The organism is Aquincola sp. J276, from assembly GCF_024700035.1.
Classification (GTDB): Bacteria; Pseudomonadota; Gammaproteobacteria; order Burkholderiales; family Burkholderiaceae_C; genus Aquincola; species Aquincola tertiaricarbonis.
This window is the reverse complement of the sequence record NZ_JAJONC010000002.1, coordinates 1,544,151-1,561,143: the sequence shown is the minus strand read 5'-3', so window position 1 is coordinate 1,561,143 and position 16,993 is coordinate 1,544,151. Positions and strand designations below refer to the sequence as shown.

The 16,993-nt window shown below is 71.5% G+C and carries 14 protein-coding genes and 1 pseudogene; 7 read left to right on the top strand and 8 right to left on the bottom strand.

Annotation, left to right across the window (positions count from 1 at the left end; translation table 11 throughout):
* Positions 1-4: 4 nt before the first annotated feature.
* Genes LRS14_RS25010 through LRS14_RS25000 form a run of 3 tightly spaced genes read left to right on the top strand, consistent with a single transcriptional unit; the run spans position 5 to position 3,179 of the window.
* A complete protein-coding gene (locus tag LRS14_RS25010; RefSeq protein WP_257801535.1) occupies positions 5-1,204 on the top strand; it encodes an L-rhamnonate dehydratase in 1,200 nt (399 codons plus the stop codon).
* Positions 1,204-2,247 (top strand): c-type cytochrome, encoded by a 1,044-nt coding sequence (locus LRS14_RS25005; RefSeq protein WP_257801534.1) that lies wholly within the window; start codon positions 1,204-1,206, stop codon positions 2,245-2,247. The genes LRS14_RS25010 and LRS14_RS25005 overlap by 1 nt, the downstream gene beginning before the upstream one ends.
* Entirely contained in the window at positions 2,247-3,179 is a 933-nt protein-coding gene (locus LRS14_RS25000; protein ID WP_257801533.1) for a dihydrodipicolinate synthase family protein, read from the top strand. Before LRS14_RS25005 ends, LRS14_RS25000 begins: the two co-directional genes overlap by 1 nt.
* 6 nt (positions 3,180-3,185) lie before the next feature.
* Here the strand turns inward: LRS14_RS25000 and LRS14_RS24995 are convergent, their stop codons facing one another.
* The 3 genes and pseudogenes from LRS14_RS24995 to LRS14_RS24985 all read right to left on the bottom strand — a co-directional run bounded on the left by LRS14_RS24995 (position 3,186) and on the right by LRS14_RS24985 (position 6,957).
* On the bottom strand, positions 3,186-4,196 hold the full coding sequence (locus tag LRS14_RS24995) for a LacI family DNA-binding transcriptional regulator (RefSeq protein WP_257801532.1): 1,011 nt from the start codon (positions 4,194-4,196) through the stop codon (positions 3,186-3,188).
* Between the two features lie 116 nt (positions 4,197-4,312).
* Positions 4,313-5,748 (bottom strand): annotated as a pseudogene (locus tag LRS14_RS24990) (S41 family peptidase).
* 72 nt (positions 5,749-5,820) lie between these two features.
* Positions 5,821-6,957 (bottom strand): ABC transporter ATP-binding protein, encoded by a 1,137-nt coding sequence (locus LRS14_RS24985; RefSeq protein ID WP_046113779.1) that lies wholly within the window; start codon positions 6,955-6,957, stop codon positions 5,821-5,823.
* 79 nt (positions 6,958-7,036) lie between these two features.
* Here LRS14_RS24985 and LRS14_RS24980 point away from each other — a divergent pair, with 79 nt between their 5' ends.
* Positions 7,037-8,662 carry an iron ABC transporter permease gene (locus LRS14_RS24980; protein WP_046113837.1) on the top strand — a complete coding sequence of 542 codons (1,626 nt, stop codon included), beginning with the start codon at positions 7,037-7,039 and terminating at the stop codon, positions 8,660-8,662.
* Here LRS14_RS24980 and LRS14_RS24975 read toward each other — a convergent pair.
* Both LRS14_RS24975 and LRS14_RS24970 read right to left on the bottom strand, forming a co-directional pair.
* Complete coding sequence (locus LRS14_RS24975) at positions 8,548-9,702, bottom strand: diguanylate cyclase (protein ID WP_257801531.1); 1,155 nt, start codon at positions 9,700-9,702, stop codon at positions 8,548-8,550. The genes LRS14_RS24980 and LRS14_RS24975 overlap by 115 nt on opposite strands.
* Before the next feature lie 60 nt (positions 9,703-9,762).
* The gene (locus LRS14_RS24970) at positions 9,763-11,775 is read right to left on the bottom strand and encodes a diguanylate cyclase (protein WP_257801530.1); all 2,013 of its coding nucleotides are present in this window, start codon (positions 11,773-11,775) and stop codon (positions 9,763-9,765) included.
* A gap of 154 nt (positions 11,776-11,929) precedes the next feature.
* Here LRS14_RS24970 and LRS14_RS24965 point away from each other — a divergent pair, with 154 nt between their 5' ends.
* The gene (locus LRS14_RS24965) at positions 11,930-12,193 is read left to right on the top strand and encodes a hypothetical protein (protein ID WP_046113781.1); all 264 of its coding nucleotides are present in this window, start codon (positions 11,930-11,932) and stop codon (positions 12,191-12,193) included.
* A gap of 25 nt (positions 12,194-12,218) precedes the next feature.
* Here the strand turns inward: LRS14_RS24965 and LRS14_RS24960 are convergent, their stop codons facing one another.
* The 3 genes from LRS14_RS24960 to LRS14_RS24950 are packed head-to-tail and all read right to left on the bottom strand — an operon-like array spanning position 12,219 to position 15,730.
* Complete coding sequence (locus LRS14_RS24960) at positions 12,219-13,973, bottom strand: bifunctional diguanylate cyclase/phosphodiesterase (protein ID WP_257801529.1); 1,755 nt, start codon at positions 13,971-13,973, stop codon at positions 12,219-12,221.
* Between the two features lie 19 nt (positions 13,974-13,992).
* Entirely contained in the window at positions 13,993-15,336 is a 1,344-nt protein-coding gene (locus tag LRS14_RS24955) for a sensor domain-containing diguanylate cyclase (protein ID WP_257801528.1), read from the bottom strand.
* A 1-nt stretch (position 15,337) separates the two neighbouring features.
* Positions 15,338-15,730, bottom strand: coding sequence for a PAS domain-containing protein (locus LRS14_RS24950; RefSeq protein ID WP_046113783.1), 393 nt, complete (start codon positions 15,728-15,730; stop codon positions 15,338-15,340).
* A 139-nt stretch (positions 15,731-15,869) separates the two neighbouring features.
* On the opposite strand from LRS14_RS24950, the gene LRS14_RS24945 reads away from it, so the two are divergent.
* Both LRS14_RS24945 and LRS14_RS24940 read left to right on the top strand, forming a co-directional pair.
* Complete coding sequence (locus tag LRS14_RS24945) at positions 15,870-16,655, top strand: DUF6321 domain-containing protein (RefSeq protein WP_257801527.1); 786 nt, start codon at positions 15,870-15,872, stop codon at positions 16,653-16,655.
* Positions 16,656-16,728: 73 nt separating this feature from the next.
* Positions 16,729-16,977 (top strand): hypothetical protein, encoded by a 249-nt coding sequence (locus LRS14_RS24940; protein ID WP_157039583.1) that lies wholly within the window; start codon positions 16,729-16,731, stop codon positions 16,975-16,977.
* Positions 16,978-16,993: the final 16 nt, after the last annotated feature.

The following is a 16,993-nucleotide window of genomic DNA, read 5'->3' as shown; positions in this document are numbered from 1 at the left end:
CCCGATGAAGATCAAGTCCGTGCGCGCCCGCGTCTATGAATGGAAGGGCAGGACCGTGCCGCCGCAAGGCAACTTCTGCTCCAACGCGATGGACCTGGTGTACGACAACGGCGCCGGCCGCCGTGCCGGCGGCGGCAGCGACACCATGGACACCTTCCGCTTCCACGGCTGGACGGTGGTGGAGGTGGAAACCGACGACGGCATCGTCGGCCTGGGCAACGTGGCCCTGGCGCCGCGCATTGCCAAGCAGGTGATCGACCAGTACCTGACGCCGCTGCTCCTGGGCCAGGACCCGTGGGACTACGAGTACCTCAACCAGCGCATGTACCGTGCCACCCATGCCTGGGGCCGCAAGGGCGTGGGCATGGCGGCCATCTCGGCGGTGGACATCGCGATCTGGGACATCCTAGGCAAGAGCGTGGGCAGGCCGGTGTTCAAGCTGCTGGGCGGCCGCACCAAGGAGAAGATCCCCTGCTACTACAGCAAGCTGTACCGCACCGACCTGCGCGAGATGCAGGAAGAGGCGAAGAAGTACCTGGACCAGGGCTTCAAGGCCTTCAAGATGCGCTTCGGCTACGGGCCGGCGCATGGCCAGCAGGGCGTGACCGAGAACCTGAAAAGCGTGGCCGCGGTGCGCGAGGTGATCGGCTACGAGACCGACCTCATGCTCGAGTGCTACATGGGCTGGAACCTGGAATATGCCAAGCGCATGCTGCCCAAGCTGGAGCAGTACGAACCGCGCTGGCTGGAAGAGCCGGTGATCGCCGACGACATCGACGGCTATGCCGAGCTGAACCAGCTGACCAGCATCCCCATCTCGGGCGGCGAGCATGAGTTCAGCCTGTACGGCTTCAAGCAGCTGCTGGACCGCAAGGCGGTCAGCGTGGTGCAGTACGACACCAACCGCGTGGGCGGCATCACCATGGCGCACAAGATCAATGCGCTGTGCGAGGCCTACAGCGTGCCGGTGATCCCGCATGCCGGCCAGATGCACAACTACCACCTCACGATGAGCAGCCTCAACTGCCCGATGAGCGAGTACTTCCCGATGTTCGACGTGGAGGTGGGCAACGAGCTCTTCTACTACATCTTCGATGGCGAACCGGTGGCCGAGAACGGCTTCCTGCAGTTGCGCGACGACGTGCCGGGCCTGGGCCTGACGCTGAAGACCGACTACCTCGAGCAGTTCAACATCGTCGAGTGATGGGCGCGCGCACCCGCCTGCTGCCCGCGGCGCTGTTGACCCTTGCCGGTGCGGCCGCCCTGGCCGCCAACGACGTGTCGCCGCACCAGGTGGGCGATGCGCTGGACACGGCGGCCGCCCAGGCGCTGCTGGCCCGCTACGAAGCCCGGCCGCGTCAGCCCTGGCGCGAGCCGGACGAAGCGCGCATTCCCCCGGGGCCCGAAGGCGACCGCATCCGCGAAGGCATCGACCTGCTGCGCAACACCTCGCGCCGCGTGGGCCTGCTGGCGCCCGATGCGGGCAAGCGCATGAACTGGAACAGCCTGAACTGCGTCCATTGCCACCAGGCCGGGCCGTCGGGCCTGCCCGGCAGCAAGCCCTACGCGCTGCCGCTGGTGAATGCGGTCAACGACTATCCGAAGTTCGACATCAAGTCGGGCAAGGTGATATCGCTGGAGCAACGCACCATCGGCATGTTCGGTGCGGCCCCCGTGCCCATCAAGGCGGACACGCCGGAGCTGCAAGCCATCATGGCCTATCTGCGCTGGCTGGCTGCCGACACCCGACCGGGCCAGGCGATGGAAGGTGCGGGCCTGCTGACGCTGCCCGCCGTGGCGCAGGCGGCCGACCCGGTGCGTGGCGCCAAGCTGTATGCCGCCAAGTGCCAGCTGTGCCATGGCGCCGACGCACAAGGCCAGCGCCAGCCCGACTTTGCGCAGGGCGGTGGCTACGCCTTCCCGCCGCTGGCGGGCGACGACACCTACGACAACGCCGGCCACATGTTCGCGGTGCCGCTGATGGCACGTTACCTGGTGGCGTCGATGCCGCTGGGTGCCAGCTGGCAGCAGCCTCAGCTCACGCCGCAGCAGGCGCTGGACATTGCGGCCTACGTCAATGCCGACAGCACGCCACGCAGGCAGAACCCCAACCGCATGAAGCTCTACCCCGAAGCCGCGCTGCGGCCGCAGGGTTTTGCCATCCCCGAGCGCTTCGCAGGCCAGCCGCCGGAAGCCTACCTGCGGGCCAAGCATGGCCCGTTCCGCAACATCAACGAGCACTACTGATGACCAGCCCTGCCGTCCGTCGCCGCTTCCGGGGTGTGTTCCCCGTGGTGCCCACCACCTTCACCGACGGCGGCACGCTGGACCTGCCCAGCCAGCGGCGTTGCCTGGACTTCATGATCGATGCCGGCGCCGACGGCCTGTGCATCCTGGCCAACTTCTCCGAGCAGTTCTCGCTGTCGGACGAGGAGCGCGAACTGCTCACCCGCACCGCGCTGGAACACGTGGCCGGCCGGGTGCCGGTGATCGTCACCACCACGCACTTCGGCACCGCGGTGTGCATCGAGCGCAGCCTGCGCGCGCAGGCACAGGGCGCCGCCATGGTGATGGTGATGCCGCCCTACCACGGCGCCACCATCCGCGTGCCCGAGCAGCGCATCGTGGAGTTCTATGCCCGGCTGTCCGACGCCCTGCGCATTCCCATCATGATCCAGGACGCCCCGGTGGCCGGCACGCTGCTCAGCCCCGCGCTGCTGGCCGGCATGGCGCGGCAGATCGAGCAGGTGAAGTACTTCAAGATCGAGACGGCCGGCGCCGCCACCAAGCTGCGCGAGCTGATCCGCCTGGGCGGCGATGCCATCGAGGGCCCCTGGGACGGCGAGGAGGCCATCACGCTGCTGGCCGACCTGGACGCCGGCGCCACCGGCGCGATGACCGGCGGCGCCTACCCTGACGGCATCCGCCGCATCGTGGATGCGCATGCGGCCGGCGACCGCGAGACCGCCGTGGCCGAGTACGCCCGCTGGTTGCCGCTGATCAATGCCGAGAACCGCCAAGGTGGCATCCTGGCCGCCAAGGCGCTGATGAAGGCCGGCGGCATCATCGCCTGCGAGGCCTCGCGCCATCCGTTCCCCGAGATGACGCCCGAGGTGCGCGATGGCCTGCTGGACGCAGCCCGGCGGCTGGATCCGCTGGTGCTGCGCTGGGCACGTTGAGGCGCCTCAGCTGCTCTCGCGCTGCACCACGTGGAATGGCGCGGTGATGGTCTGCGCCGGCAGTCGGTTGCCTTCGCGCGCGGCGTCGATGGCCTGCAGCAGCAGTTCGCCTGCGCTGCGGCCGATGCCCTGGCAGTCCAGCGCCACGGTGGTCAGCCGTGGATGGCAGTGGCGGGCGATCTCGAAGTCGCCGAAGCCGGCGATCGCCAGCCGACCCGGCACCGCCCAGCCGCGGCGCTGGCATTCGGTCAGCGCGCCGAAGGCCAGCAGGTCGGACACGCAGATCACCGCGTCGGTGTCGGGCCACTGCTGCAGCAGCTGCAGCACCGCCTGGCCGCCGTGGCCGATGTGCAGTGGCGGCTCGCCGAAGGCCAGCACCCGCTGCGCGGGCAGGCCCAGCGCCTGCATCGCCTGCACCACGCCTTCGCGCCGCTGGCTGCCGCGGTGGTCGCGCTCGGAGCTGCCGCCGATGAAGCCGATGCGCCGGTAGCCCTGCGCATGCAGGTGACGCAGCAGTGCTGCGCCGGCTTGCGCGTTCGAGAAGCCCACCACGTGCTCGATCGGCTGCGCCGGCAGCTCCCAGGTCTCCACCACCGGAATGCCGGCCGCCTGCAGCATGGCGCGGGTGCCGGCGCTGTGGTGGCCACCGGTGAGGATCACGCCTTCCGGGCGGTGCATCAGCAGCGAGCGCAGCAGGCGTTCCTCGTCCTCCTCGCGGTATTCGTCGTAGGCCAGCAGCAGCTGCAGGCCGCGCGCCGCCAGCGCGCTGGTGATGCCTTGCGCCGTCTCGGAGAAGTTGGAGTTGTTCAGCGAGGGGATCACCGCCGCCACCACGCCCGAGCGCTTGCTGGCGAAGGTGCGGGCGGTCTGGTCGATCACGTAGCCCATCTCGGCGCAGGCGGCGAGGATGCGCTGGCGCAACTGCTCGCTCGGCGCGCGGTCGTTCTCCGTGGTGCGGGCCAGCGCCCGCGACACCGTCATCTTCGACACGCCCACGCGCTGGGCGATGTCGGCCATCGTCACCGGACGGCGCGGTGGGGCGGGCGGTGGACTGCTGGGCACGGCGGCGGAGGGGGGCGGATCAAGAAAAAGCCCGCCGGGGCGGGCGGGCTGGTGGCGGGGCCGGTGGCCGATCAGTTGTTGGTGGTCTCGGCCGCCTCGGCCTTGCGCTCGACCACGCTCTTGCTGACGATCACCGACTTGCCCTTGAGCTGGTTCAGTGCCTGCTCCAGCGGGAAGTCCTCGGCCGAACCGAACTCGGGCAGCGGCTTGGGCGCTTCCTTGCTCTTGGCCAGCTGCTCTTCCAGCTTCTTGCGGGCGTCCTCGCGGGCCTTCTCGCGGGCTTCGTCCTTCTTCTCTTCCGAGCCGCTGAGGTGCTTGTCGAGGTCGGCCTCGCGCATGCGCAGCGCAGCGAACACGTTGCCTTCGGCGGTTTCGTCCAGCCAGATGTCGGGCACGATGCCGCGTGCCTGGATCGACTTGCCGCTGGGCGTGTAGTAGCGCGCGGTGGTGATCTTCAGCGCGGTGTCCGCAGTGAGCGGGCGCACCGTCTGCACAGAGCCCTTGCCGAAGGTCTGCGCGCCCATCACGGTGGCGCGCTTGTGGTCCTGCAGTGCGCCCGCGACGATCTCGCTGGCCGAGGCCGAGCCTTCGTTCACCAGCACCACCAGCGGCACCTTCTTCACGGCCTCGGGCAGGCGGCGCAGCGGATCGGTGCCGCCGCGGCGCATGTAGAAGTCGGGCGAGGCCTTGAAGGTGCTCTTCGACTCAGGCAGCTGGCCATTGGTGCTCACCACCACCGCGTCGTTGGGCAGGAAGGCGGCCGACACCGCCACCGCGCCCTCCAGCAGGCCGCCGGGGTCGTTGCGCAGGTCAAGCACCAGGCCCTTGAGGTTGGGATCCTGCTTGTAGATGTCTTCCAGCTTCTTGGCGAAGTCCTCGACCGTGCGGTCCTGGAACTGGCTCACGCGCAGCCAGGCGTAGCCCGGCTCCACCATCTTGGAGCGCACGCTCTGCACGCGGATTTCCTCGCGCGTGATGCTGACCGGGAAGGTGCGGCCCTCGGCCTTGCGGAACACCGTCAACACCACCTTGGTGCTGGGCTCGCCGCGCATCTTCTTGACCGCCTGGTCCATCGTCAGGCCCTTGACGGCGGTGTCGTCGATCTTGGTGACCAGGTCGCCGGCCTTCAGGCCCGCGCGGAAGGCGGGCGAGCCCTCGATGGGCGACACCACCTTGACCAGGCCGTCTTCCATGCCGATCTCGATGCCGACGCCGACGAACTTGCCGCTGGTGCCTTCGCGGAATTCCTTGAAGGTCTTCTTGTCGAAGTACTGGCTGTGCGGATCGAGGCCCGACACCATGCCGGAGATGGCGTTGCCGATCAGCTTCTTCTCGTCCACCGGCTCGACGTAGTCGCTCTTGACCATGCCGAAGACGGCAGCCAGCTGCTGCAGCTCTTCGAGCGGAAGCGGTGTGTTGCGGGCAAACGCCTGCAACTGCATTGTGGTCAACGCCCCGGCGACGCGCCTACGGCGACCAGACCGGCAACTTTGAGTTTCGACCCCATGAACGGCACCCCGCAGCGAGAAAAAAGCCCCGAATCCAGTATACGGCTGGCCCTTTCGGGGGATTGCGTGAACTAGGGCAAAGTTGCCTGTTCACTCCGGGCATTGGATACAGGCACCGTGCCGGAGTTCGCACCGGGTGTGCGTTCGAATGTGACGATGTGGTCCACCTGCGCCCGGATGCCGATCCACTCGCCCACCGCATGGTCGTGGTGGCTGGGCACGTGGGCCAGCACCTGCTCGCCGGTGGGCAGCCGCAGCGTGTAGAGGAATTCCGAGCCGCGGAAGGCCTTGCGCTCGATGCAGGCCCGGGTGGGCGCATGGTCGTCGTGCACGATGTCGTCGGCCCGCAGCAGCACGTCGCATTCGCCGCCGGGATAGGCGTCGGGCAGCGGGCAGCCGCCGATGTCGGTCAGCTCGCCCAGCGGCGTGCGCACGAACGGCCCGCGCGGCGCCGGCACGATGCGCCCGGGCACGAACACGCCGTGGCCGATGAAATCGGCGACGAAGCGCGTGGCCGGGCGGTGATAGAGGGTGTACGCGTCGTCCCACTGCTCCAGCCGGCCGCCCTGCATCACGCCGATCACGTCGCCCAGCGCGAAGGCTTCCATCTGGTCGTGCGTGACGAACAGCGCGGTGGTGCGGGTGCGCTGCAGGATGGCGCGCACGTCCTGGGCCAGCCGGCCGCGCAGGTCCACGTCCAGGCTGGAAAAGGGTTCGTCCAGCAGCAGCAGCCGCGGATGCGGCGCCAGCGCCCGCGCCAGCGCGATGCGCTGCTGCTGCCCGCCGGAGAGCTGGTGCGGCGCGCGGTCGGCCACGTGGGACAGGCCCACCAGCTCCAGCATCTCCGCCACGCGGGCGTCGCGCTCGGCGCGCGGCAACTCGCGGATGCCGAAGGCCACGTTCCTGGCGATGCTCAGGTGCGGGAACAGCGCATAGTCCTGGAACACCATACCGATGCGGCGCCGCTCCGGCGCCACGTGGGTGCCGTCGCCGGTGGAGAGCAGGTCACGGTCCATCACGATGCGGCCGCCGGACAGCGGCTCCAGCCCGGCCACGGCCCGCAGCGCGGAGGTCTTGCCGCAGCCCGAAGGCCCGATGAGCACGCCGATCTGCCCCGGCCGCAGGCCCAGCGACACCCTGTCCACCGCCGGCCGCTGCGCAGCGGCGCCGGGATAGCGCACACTGATCTGGTCGAGTTGCAGAAACATGCACCTATGATATCGGCTTCATGAGAATGACAAGCGTTCGCAACGAGCGCGCTCGGGTAATGAAGAGGGTGGTGTGCTGATGCGTCGTGCGCTCGCGCTGCTGTGCGCGCTGCTGGCCTTGCCGGTGCTGGGCGTGCTGGGGTCGTGGTTCTCGTTCGACCCCGCCGCGCTGGCCATCCTGAAGCACCAGGCGCAGACGGTGCTGCCGGGTTACGCCGGCCAGTCGCTGGTGCTGGCGGCCAGCGTGGCGGCCGGCGTGGCGGTGGTGGGCGCGGCCACCGCGGCGGCCATCTGCCTGTTCGAGTTTCCCGGCCGGCGCTTCTTCGAATGGGCGCTGCTGCTGCCGCTGGCCATGCCGGCCTACGTGCTGGCCTATGCGTACACCGATTTTTTGCAGTTCAGCGGCCCGCTGCAGATGTTCCTGCGCGAGCTGACGGGCGCCGAGGGCGCGCTGTGGCCCGACGTGCGCAGCCTGTGGGGCGCGGTGATCCTGTTCGTGCTGTGCCTGTATCCCTACGTGTACCTGCTGGTGCGCACCGCGCTGGGCGAGCGCGGCGTGCACATGATGGAAGCGGCCCGGCTGCTGGGCGCGGGGCTGCGCCGGCGGGTGCTGGAAGTGGCCATCCCGCTGGCGCGCCCGGCCATCGCGGCCGGCGTGGCGCTGGCGGTGATGGAGGTGCTGGCGGACTTCGGCGTCGGCTCGTACTTCGGCCTCACCACCCTGTCCACCGGCATCTACAAGGCCTGGCTGGTGATGTTCGACCGCGTGGCCGCGGCGCAGCTGGCGTCCATCCTGCTGCTGCTGGTGGCGCTGCTGCTGTGGTTCGAACGCCGGGCGCAGCAGCGGCTGCGTTTTACCGCCTCGCGCGGCGGCGCGGTGCATGGCGCCGATGCGCGGCCGGTGCAGCTGCAGGGCCGCCGCGCCGCGCTGGCCATCGCGGTGTGCGCACTGCCGGTGCTGCTGGGCTTCGTGCTGCCGGTGGCGGTGCTGGTGGGGCTGCTGTGGCGCGAGGCCACCACCTCGGAGTTCGGCCTGCCCCTGGCGCGGTTTGCGCAATGGAGCTTCACCAGCTTCAAGCTGGCGACGATCGCGGCACTGTGCGCGGCCGCGCTGGCGCTGGCGCTGGGCTTCGTGCTGCGGCTGCATTCGGCCCGTGCGGCGCGTGGCCGGCGCGATGGCCTGGCCCTGGGTGCGCGGGTGGTGTCGCTGGGCTATGCGATGCCCGGCGCGGTGGTGGCGGTGGGCATCCTCCTGCCGGTGAGCTGGGCGCAGGCGCAGTGGCCGGGCTCGGGCATCGGCGCGCTGTTCACCGGCACCGCGCTGGGCCTCATCTATGCGTACCTGGTGCGCTTCTCGGCGGTGGCGCTGCAGTCGGTGGAAGCGGGTTATGCCCGCGTGCCGGTCTCCATCGACGACAGCGCGCGCATGCTGGGCGCCGGCCGCGGCCGGCTGTTCGCCGAGCTGCACCTGCCGCTGCTGCGGCGTTCCGCGCTGGCGGCGGCGCTGCTGGTGTTCGTGGACGTGATGAAGGAGCTGCCGGCCACGCTGGTGCTGCGGCCCTTCAACAGCGACACCCTGGCCGTGGTGGCCTACAACTTCGCGCGTGACGAAAGGCTGGCCGAAGCGGCGCTGCCCTCGCTGGCCATCGTGCTGGTGGGCCTGGTGCCGGTGGTGATGCTCTCGCACGCCCTGCGCCGGCGCTGACGCGCCAGCGCCTCGGCCAGCCCGTCGACGTCGGGCCGGTGAGGGGGTTGCAGCGCTTCGCTGGCGCGCTGCAGCAGCTTGTCGGCGGTGAGCGCATCCAGCGGATACACCGCCATGCCGATGCGCGCGCCCACCTGCACCCGCGGCGCGCCCGGCCCGCGGCCGCGGCCCAGCCGCAGCGGCTCGGCCAGCGCCTCGCGCACGCGGTCGCACACCGCCTGCGCGGCGGCGGCCGATTCCGGCGCCTCCAGCACCACCACGAAGCGGCCGGGCTCGCCCGGGCCGCCGGGCAGGTGGGCCACCACGTCCATCTCGCGCACATGGGCGTGGATGCGGTGCGCGCACACGCGCAGCAGCTCGTCGCCCGCCTCCGGGCCGTGTTCGGCGGCCACGGCGTCGGTGCCGTCCAGCGCCACCGCCAGCACCGCGATGGGCCGGCCGGCACGGTCGGCGGCGCGCAGCATGCGGGGCAGCGTGAAGTCCAGCGCCCGGCGGTTGAGCAACTGCGTCAGGGGGTCGCGCAGCAGCAGCCCGCGGGCCGCGGCCTCGGCCGCCAGGCCGGTGGCCAGCAGCACGCCGTGGCGGTGCCAGCCCAGCACGGCGCCGGCGGCCACCGCCAGCAGCAGGCTGCCCAGCAGCGCCTGCTGCAACGCCAGGTCGCTGCGCTGCACGGCCAGCCGGTGCAGCAGGCGGTCGAGCTGGGCGGCCGTCGCGGCGCTGCCCGCCACGGGCGGCCGCAGCGGCGGGCACAGCTCCATCGGTGCATCGCAGGGCAGGGCGCGCAGCGCCGCGGCGCGGTCCATCGCCAGCCAGTGGGCGGACAGCGTGGTGAGCGAGGCCGTCAGGCTGCCGTCGGCCTCGCGCTGGCGCTGCAGGCCGCCGGTGGATCGCCACAGCTCGGCCATGCCGGCCGCGGCCAGCAGCAGGCAGGCCGCAAGCACCCAGGGCGAGAGGCGGCGGTGGCGACGGGCGGCCAGCTCGAAGGGGCGGCCCGGAGCTTCGGTGAAGTCGGGGGCGGAGGGGAGACGATGCGACCGCATGGCCGCCAGTGTGGCGGGGCATGCGGTTTCATTTCGATCAAAAAGGCGGGTTTGCCCGGTTCACATGATCGTGTCCATGCCGTGCACCGCCACCCGGTTGCGGCCGGCGCGCTTGGCGTCGTAGCAGGCGGCGTCGGCCGCGGCCATCACCGTCTTCAGGTCGGGCAGGTCGCCGGTGAGCTTCACGATGCCGATGCTGGCGCCCACCTGCAGCCAGCGGTCCTGCCAGCGCAGCCGGTAGGCCTCGATGGCCGCGCGCATGTTCTCGGCGATGCGCAGCGCATCTGCGCGGCTGCAGGCCGACAGCAGCACGGCGAATTCGTCGCCGCCCAGGCGGGCCACGGTGTCGGTGGTGCGCACCTGTTCCTGCAGCCGTTGGGCGACGTCGGTGAGCACGCGGTCGCCGGCGGCGTGGCCGGCGGTGTCGTTCACCGTCTTGAAATGGTCCAGGTCGATGAACAGCGCGCACGAAGGCTCGGGCCCGGGCCGGGCCAGCCGTTCGGCCAGCCGCCGCTCGAACTCGCGCCGGTTCACCAGTTCGGTCAGCGCGTCGTGGGTGGACACCCAGGACAGCGCCTCGCGCTGGCCGCGGGCCACGCTCACGTCCTCCAGCGTCCACACGGTGCTGGAGTCGTTCTCGCCCCAGTGCACCGGCGCGCCGAACAGCCGGCCCCAGAACTGGCTGCCGTCGCGGCGCACCATCAGCACCTCCTCGTCGAAGGGCAGGCCGGCGCGGAAGCAGGTCACGATGCGCAGGCTCAGCGCCTCCGCGTCGGCCACCGACGGATACAGCACGGTGGCGCTGCGGCCCTGCAACTCGCCCGGGCCGTAGCCCAGCAGCCGCTCGAAGGCGCCGTTGACCACATCCAGCCGCCGCGCCTGCGAGAAGGCGATGCCCAGGGGTGCATGCGCCATCAGCGCAGTGAGCTTGGACAGCAGCTCCCGGTTGGCCGCCGCGGCGGTGGACCGTTCGCGCAGCGTCTGCCGCAGCACGCGGGAGAGCTGGCCGATCTCGCCCACCGCCCGCGGCCAGCCCTGGCCGTCGGCCAGGTCGCCGTCGCGCATGCGCAGCGCGCGCTGCTGCAGCCGGCGCAGCGGCGCCAGCAGGTAGTGGGTGACCAGCAGCAGCACCAGGCCGCCGCCCAGGGCCACCGCGCTGCCGATGACGAGCGCACGGCGCTGGCCGGCGCGCTGCCCGCCCAGCACCAGGTCGGCCGGCGCGCTGCGCACCACCATCCATTCGGCGTCGGGCACGCCGGCCATCGAGACGATGCGCCCGCCCGCCTGCAGGCTGAAGCCCGCCGGTTCCACCGGCCGGCCGGAACGCACCCAGTGCGCCATGCCGGGCGCCAGCGCGGGGTCCTCGGCGGCATCGCGCATCAGCCAGCGGCGGTCCTCGTGGGACAGCACGCGGCCCAGCGTGTCGGTGATCACCAGCACGCCGGCGTCGTCGGGGTCGGCCGCCGTCACGTCGGGCATCAGGCCGTTGGACCACAGCCGGATGGAGCCGCCCAGCAGCCCCACCACGCGGCCCTGCGCATCGCGCACCGGCATCGTCACCACCATGATGGGCTCGTCCGACATGCGGCCCTGCATCGGCTGCGACACCACCGGCCGGCCCTGCTCCAGCGTCTGGCGGAAGTAGTCGCGGTCGCGGATGTTCAGCTCCGGCGTGCGGGTGCCGCGGCTGTCACGCCAGGCCTGCACGCGGCCCTGGGCGTCGGTCACCATCAGCGTGTCCAGCATGCTGCCCATCACCGACTGGTGCTCCAGCCACTCCCGCATGTCCGCAGGCTCGCCGATGCGGTCGGCGGGCAGGGTGCCGGCGGCCGCACGCAGCGTGAGCTGCAGGCCCACCAGGCGCGAGCCGATCATCTTGGCCAGCTTGCGCGTCTGCGCCAGCGACAGGTCCAGCGCCACCTCCTCGGTGCGGCTGCCCACCTCCTGCAGCACCAGGTGCACGGTGGTGGCCACGCTGAGCGCGATCAGCAGCACGCCGGTGAGCGACAGGCGGAACTTGACCGAGCCGAAGCGGCGACACGCGTAGGAAAGCAGGGAACGGAAGGTGGGCACGGCGGGCCCGCAGACAAATGGGCGGGGCCTGAGTGGCATCGGCCTGCCAGGGGGGTGGCGCGAGTGCGCACTTCGTGAACTGAATCACGCGCCGCACGGGCGTCGCGCGGCACATGGTTTGCCGCCCCGGCAGCACCTCCATGAAAGGCGAGCCATGACCACCGACCCCAGCCAGCAGGCCCAAACCGATGCACAGCAGCCCGGCGCCAGCGACCAGCCGGCCGGCGCCGCGCCCGGCAGCAGCCCCTCCACCGCGCAGCGCCAGATGGCCCCGGGCGACGAAGCGCCCCCCGGCACCCCGGGCACCGGCGAGGACGTGTGCCCGCAGTGCGGCGGCACCGGTCAGGTGGCGGAGCAGGGCCGCTGCCCCAACTGCCAGGGCACCGGCAAGGTGACGGTGGGCATCGGCGGCGCCTGATGCGCGCCGCGGGTCCGCCAGGCCGTCAGGCCAGGCAGGGCTGCGGCGCGCGCGCGCAGAACCAGCGGGCCGCCTCGTCGGAGGGCATCGGCCGGGCGTAGAAGTAGCCCTGGCCCTTGTCGCACTGCAGGGCCTGCAGGATGCCGGCCTGGCCCGCGGTCTCGATGCCTTCGGCCACGGTGCGCATGCCCAGGCTGGCCGCCACCCGCAGCGTGGCCTCGATCAGCACCCGGTGGTGCCCGCTGCTCTCGGCCTGGCTGACGAAGGACCGGTCGATCTTCACCACGTCCACCGGCAGCTGGTGCAGGCTGGCCAGCGATGAATAGCCGGTGCCGAAGTCGTCCAGCGCCAGGCTCAGGCCCAGGGCCTTGAGCTCATGCAGCCGGGCCTGGATGCGGTCGTCCTGCGCGGCCAGGCTTTCGGTCACCTCCAGCTGCAGCTGGTCCGGCGGCAGGCCGCTGACCCGCAGCGCGGTGGCCACCTGCTCGGCGATGCCGCCTTCGAACAGCTGCGCCCGCGACAGGTTGACCGACAGCAGCAGCGGCGCGCACTCGCCCAGCTCGTCGGCCCAGGCCATGAACTGGCGGCACGACTCGCGCAGCACGAACTCGCCCAGGCGGCCGATGAGGCCGGTCTCCTCGGCGATCTCGATGAACTCGATCGGCGGCACGATGCCGCGTTCCGGATGGCGCCAGCGCACCAGCGCCTCGGCGCCCACCGGGCGGCCGCTGCGCAGGTCGACGATGGGCTGGTACACCACGAACAGCTGGCCTTCGGTGAGCGCGCGCCGCAGCTCGCCCTCGATGCTGCCGCGGCGCCAGGCCTGTTCCTTCATCAGCGGCTCGAAGACGCAGTAGCGCGCGCCATGGGCGCGCTTGGCCTCGCGCATGGCCAGGCTGGCGTCCTGCAGCACCGAATCGGCGCTGGCCGCGGTCTCCGGGCACACCACCACGCCCATGCTGGCGGTCAGGTGCACCGGACGGTCGCCCACGGTGTAGGGCTTGCACAGCACCTCGGTCAGGCGCTGGGCCACGATGCGGGCGTCGTCGGCGATGCGCAGGCCTTCCAGCACCACCACGAACTCGTCGCCGCCCAGCCGCGCTGCGGTCTGCACCGGGCCGGTGGCACGGGCCACCGCATCGCCCAGCCGCACCGTGCCGTTGATGCGCGCGGCCACCATGCGCAGCAGCTCGTCGCCGGCGGCGGTGCCCAGCGTGAGGTTGATGCGCTCGAAGCGGTCGCAGTTGATGAACAGCACCGCGAACTGGCGCTGCGCATCCGCGGCGGCCGCGGCCAGCGCACCCTGGATGCGTTCCAGCGCCACCATGCGGTTGGGCATGGCGGTCAGGCTGTCGATGCGGGTTACGTCGCGCAGCTGCTTGGCCAGCCGCTGCTGCTCCTGCAGCACCATGTAGGACACGTCGCTCAGGCTGGCCATCAGCGTGCCGGCGTCCAGCCGCAGCAGGCGCAGCGCCAGCGTCTGCGGCGCGCCCTGCTGCACCGCAGGCAGCGTCAGTCGCAGCGATTCGCAGATGACGCCGCCGGGCGGCACCTCGGGCGCGCCGCCGCCGGACCAGCCGCGCAGCTGCGGCGCCACCGCATGCAGCACGTCGAACAGGTTGCTCAGGTTGCCGTCAGGCACCAGCGGCATCAGCAGCTGCGCGGCCATCGGGTTGATCATCGTGATCTCGCCGTCCAGCGAGGTCTGCACCAGGCCGATGGGCACCTGGTACAGGAACTGGATGAGCGCCTCGTAGGCGGTGGGTGCTGCTTCGGACATGCCAGCGTGCGGGGCCGCGTCAGGCCTGTTGCGCGGCCGCGGCGCGGTGCTGGGCCAGCCCGGCATGCCAGCGCACCACGCGGTTGCGGCCGCTGTGTTTGGCGGCGTACATCGCCGCGTCGGCGCGCTTGACCAGCGCGTCCACGTCGTCCACGCCCGCATCCATCGTGGCCACCCCGGCGCTCACCGTGTAGCGGATGTCCACGCCTTCCACCTCCACCGTGCGCGCCGCGATGTCGCGGCACACGCGGCGCGCCAGGCCCTCGGCGGCCTCCACGCCGGCGCCGGGCAGCAGCACCACGAATTCCTCGCCGCCGAGCCGGGCCACCACGTCGATCTCCCGGAACGAGGCCGCCAGGCCGGCGGCCAGGTGGCGCAGCACCGCGTCGCCGGCGGCATGGCCGTGGGCATCGTTGATGCGCTTGAAGTGGTCGGCGTCGATCAGCACCAGCGACATGGCCCGCGGCGCACGCTTGCAGCGCTGCAGCTCGGCCTCGGCGGCATCGAAGAAGGCGCGGCGGTTGGCCACGCCGGTGAGGTGGTCGGTCAGCACCGAGCGGCGCAGCGCCTCGCTGGCCTCGCGCTGGTCGGACACGTCGCGGATGATGAGGCTGTAGGCGCGCTCGGCGCTGTCGGCCTCCTCCGGCGGGTGCAGCGGCGCCACCAGGCAGCTGCCCCAGAAGCGGCTGCCGTCGGCCCGCAGGCGCCAGCCTTCGTCCAGGCTCCAGCCGGTGCGCTCGGCATCGTCGATGCGGTCCTGCAGCCGCTGGGGCGGCATGGTGTCCGCCGGATAGAAGAGCGAATAGGGCTGGCCCACCGCCGACTCGCCATGGCCGGTCACGCGCTGAACGCTGGGGTTCCAGCAGCGCACCCGGCCCTGCGCGTCGAGCGACATCAGCGCATAGTCGGTCAGGCCGGTCACCAGGGTGTGGATCCAGGCCTGGTTCTGCCGCAGCTCGCGGTCGCGGCGCACCTGCTGGGTCACGTCGGCCAGCACGGCCATCAGCCGCTCGGCATCCAGCTTCAGCAGCGTGAGCGAGAGCACCGCCGCCGCCTGTCGGACGCCGTCGCGCGGCCGCACCTGCAGCTGCATCGCATCGCAGATCACGCCATGCGGCTGCTCGAAGCCACGGGCGCGGTGCGCCAGGTCGGGGGCCAGCTCGCCGAGAGCGGTGAACAGGTTGCACAGCTCGCCGTCGGGCGACAGCGGCATCAGCAGCTGTGCGCACAGCGGATTGACCATGAGGATCTCGCCGTCGAGCCGCGCCTGCACCAGCCCGATGGGGGCCATGTACAGGAACTGCGTCAACGCCTCGAACTCCTCCTCCAGCCCGGGGGCGGGTGCGGCTGCGGCGGCGGACATGTCAGCCGCGTTGCACCAGCACGTAGCGCATGGCGTGCGCGGGCGCGGCCAGCAGGCGCAGCTTGACCTTCACCGGGCGCATGCGCAGGGTGAGCACGTAGTCGATGCTGGCGTCCAGCGTGGTGGCCTCGGCGGCGGCATCCTCGAAGCGCTGGGCCACCATGAAGTTGTTCATGCAGGGCGCCACCACGGTGAACAGCGCGCTGCCCAGCACGCGCTGGGGCGACAGGCCGGCGGCCTTGGATTCGAAGGCGTTGTAGCGCCGGACGACGCCTTCGCCGTCGAAGCCGATGACGCCAAAGTCCAGGCCGTCGATCTCGTCCTGGCTGGACTGCTCCAGCAGGGCATGCAGGGCCGTCTGGTCGAACGGGACGGCGAGGGCGGTGGTGTTCATGGGTACTGCTTTCGGAACGGCATTCACTGCGTTGCGGTGGACTTCGGCGCAGGCCGCCGCAACTTGAGCGGGCCGCCCGCCGGGCATGGGGCTTGCCGGACGGCGGCTCCGGCCCCCGTGCCGCTTGCACCGCATGCACATGGCAACCAAGAAGACCGCAGCCAAGAAGGCGCCCTGGGACAAGGGCAATCCGAAGGCCAGGGATGGCCGGCCCACCCAGCACCTGACACCCGAGCAGAAGGCCGCCGCCAAGCGCAGCGCCAAGAAGGCCGGGCGACCCTATCCCAACCTGGTGGACAACATGCACGCCGCGGCCGACGGCAAGGCACCGGCCAAGAAGGCCGCCGCGAAGAAGGCCGCAGCCAAGAAGACGGCCGCCAAGAAGGCCCCGGCCAAGAAGGCAGTCGCCAGGAAGGCACCGGCCAAGAAGGCACCGGCGAAGAAGGCCACGGCCAGCAAGACCGCCGCCAAGAAGGCCCCTGCCAAGAAGACGCCTGCAAAGAAGACGCCTGCCAGGAAGACGGCCGCCAGGAAGGCACCGGCGAAGAAGGCCGCGGCCAAGAAGGCTGCGTCCAAGAAGCCCCCCGCCGGCCGGGCGCTCACGCGCGATCCCGCGGGCGGCCTCACTGCCGCCGGCCGGGCCGAGTTCGCGCGCACCCAGGGTGCGCACCTGCGACCCGGCGTGACCAAGCCGGAGAGCGAGATGTCGCCCGAGGACATGAAGCGCAAGGGCAGCTGGGCCGTGCGCTTCTACGGCCGCGACCCGCTGCCGCCACTGCTGGACAAGCAGGGCCGGCCCACGCGGCTGGCGCTGTCCGCCCATGCCTGGGGCGAGAACGTGCCGTCCACCGAGGCACAGGCGCGCCGCATCGCCGACAAGGGCCGCCGGCTGCTGGCGCGTTACAAGCGGCTGCAAGGCGGCTGAGCGATGGGCGCGCCGCTTGCCGCACCTGGCGTGGCGCCGGCGCTGGGCCGGCAAGCCCCTGAAGGAGACAGACATGAGCCGCAAGAACCTCTTCGCCGCCGCGCTGCTGCTGTGCGCCACCGGCCTGGCCAGCGCGCAGACGCCAGCCACCCCTGCCACGCCGGCCAAGCCCGCCGCCTCCGGCGCGATGGGCGACAAGGCCGCCAAGCCGCCGGTGGCCGACGAGGCCGCCAAGTCCGGCGTGGCCACCAAGAAGCCGGCCAAGGCCGGTGCGCAGTCGGGTCCGGCCTCCGGCCCCGCCGGCGGCACCGGCAGCAAGTGAGGCCCCGGGCCTGAAG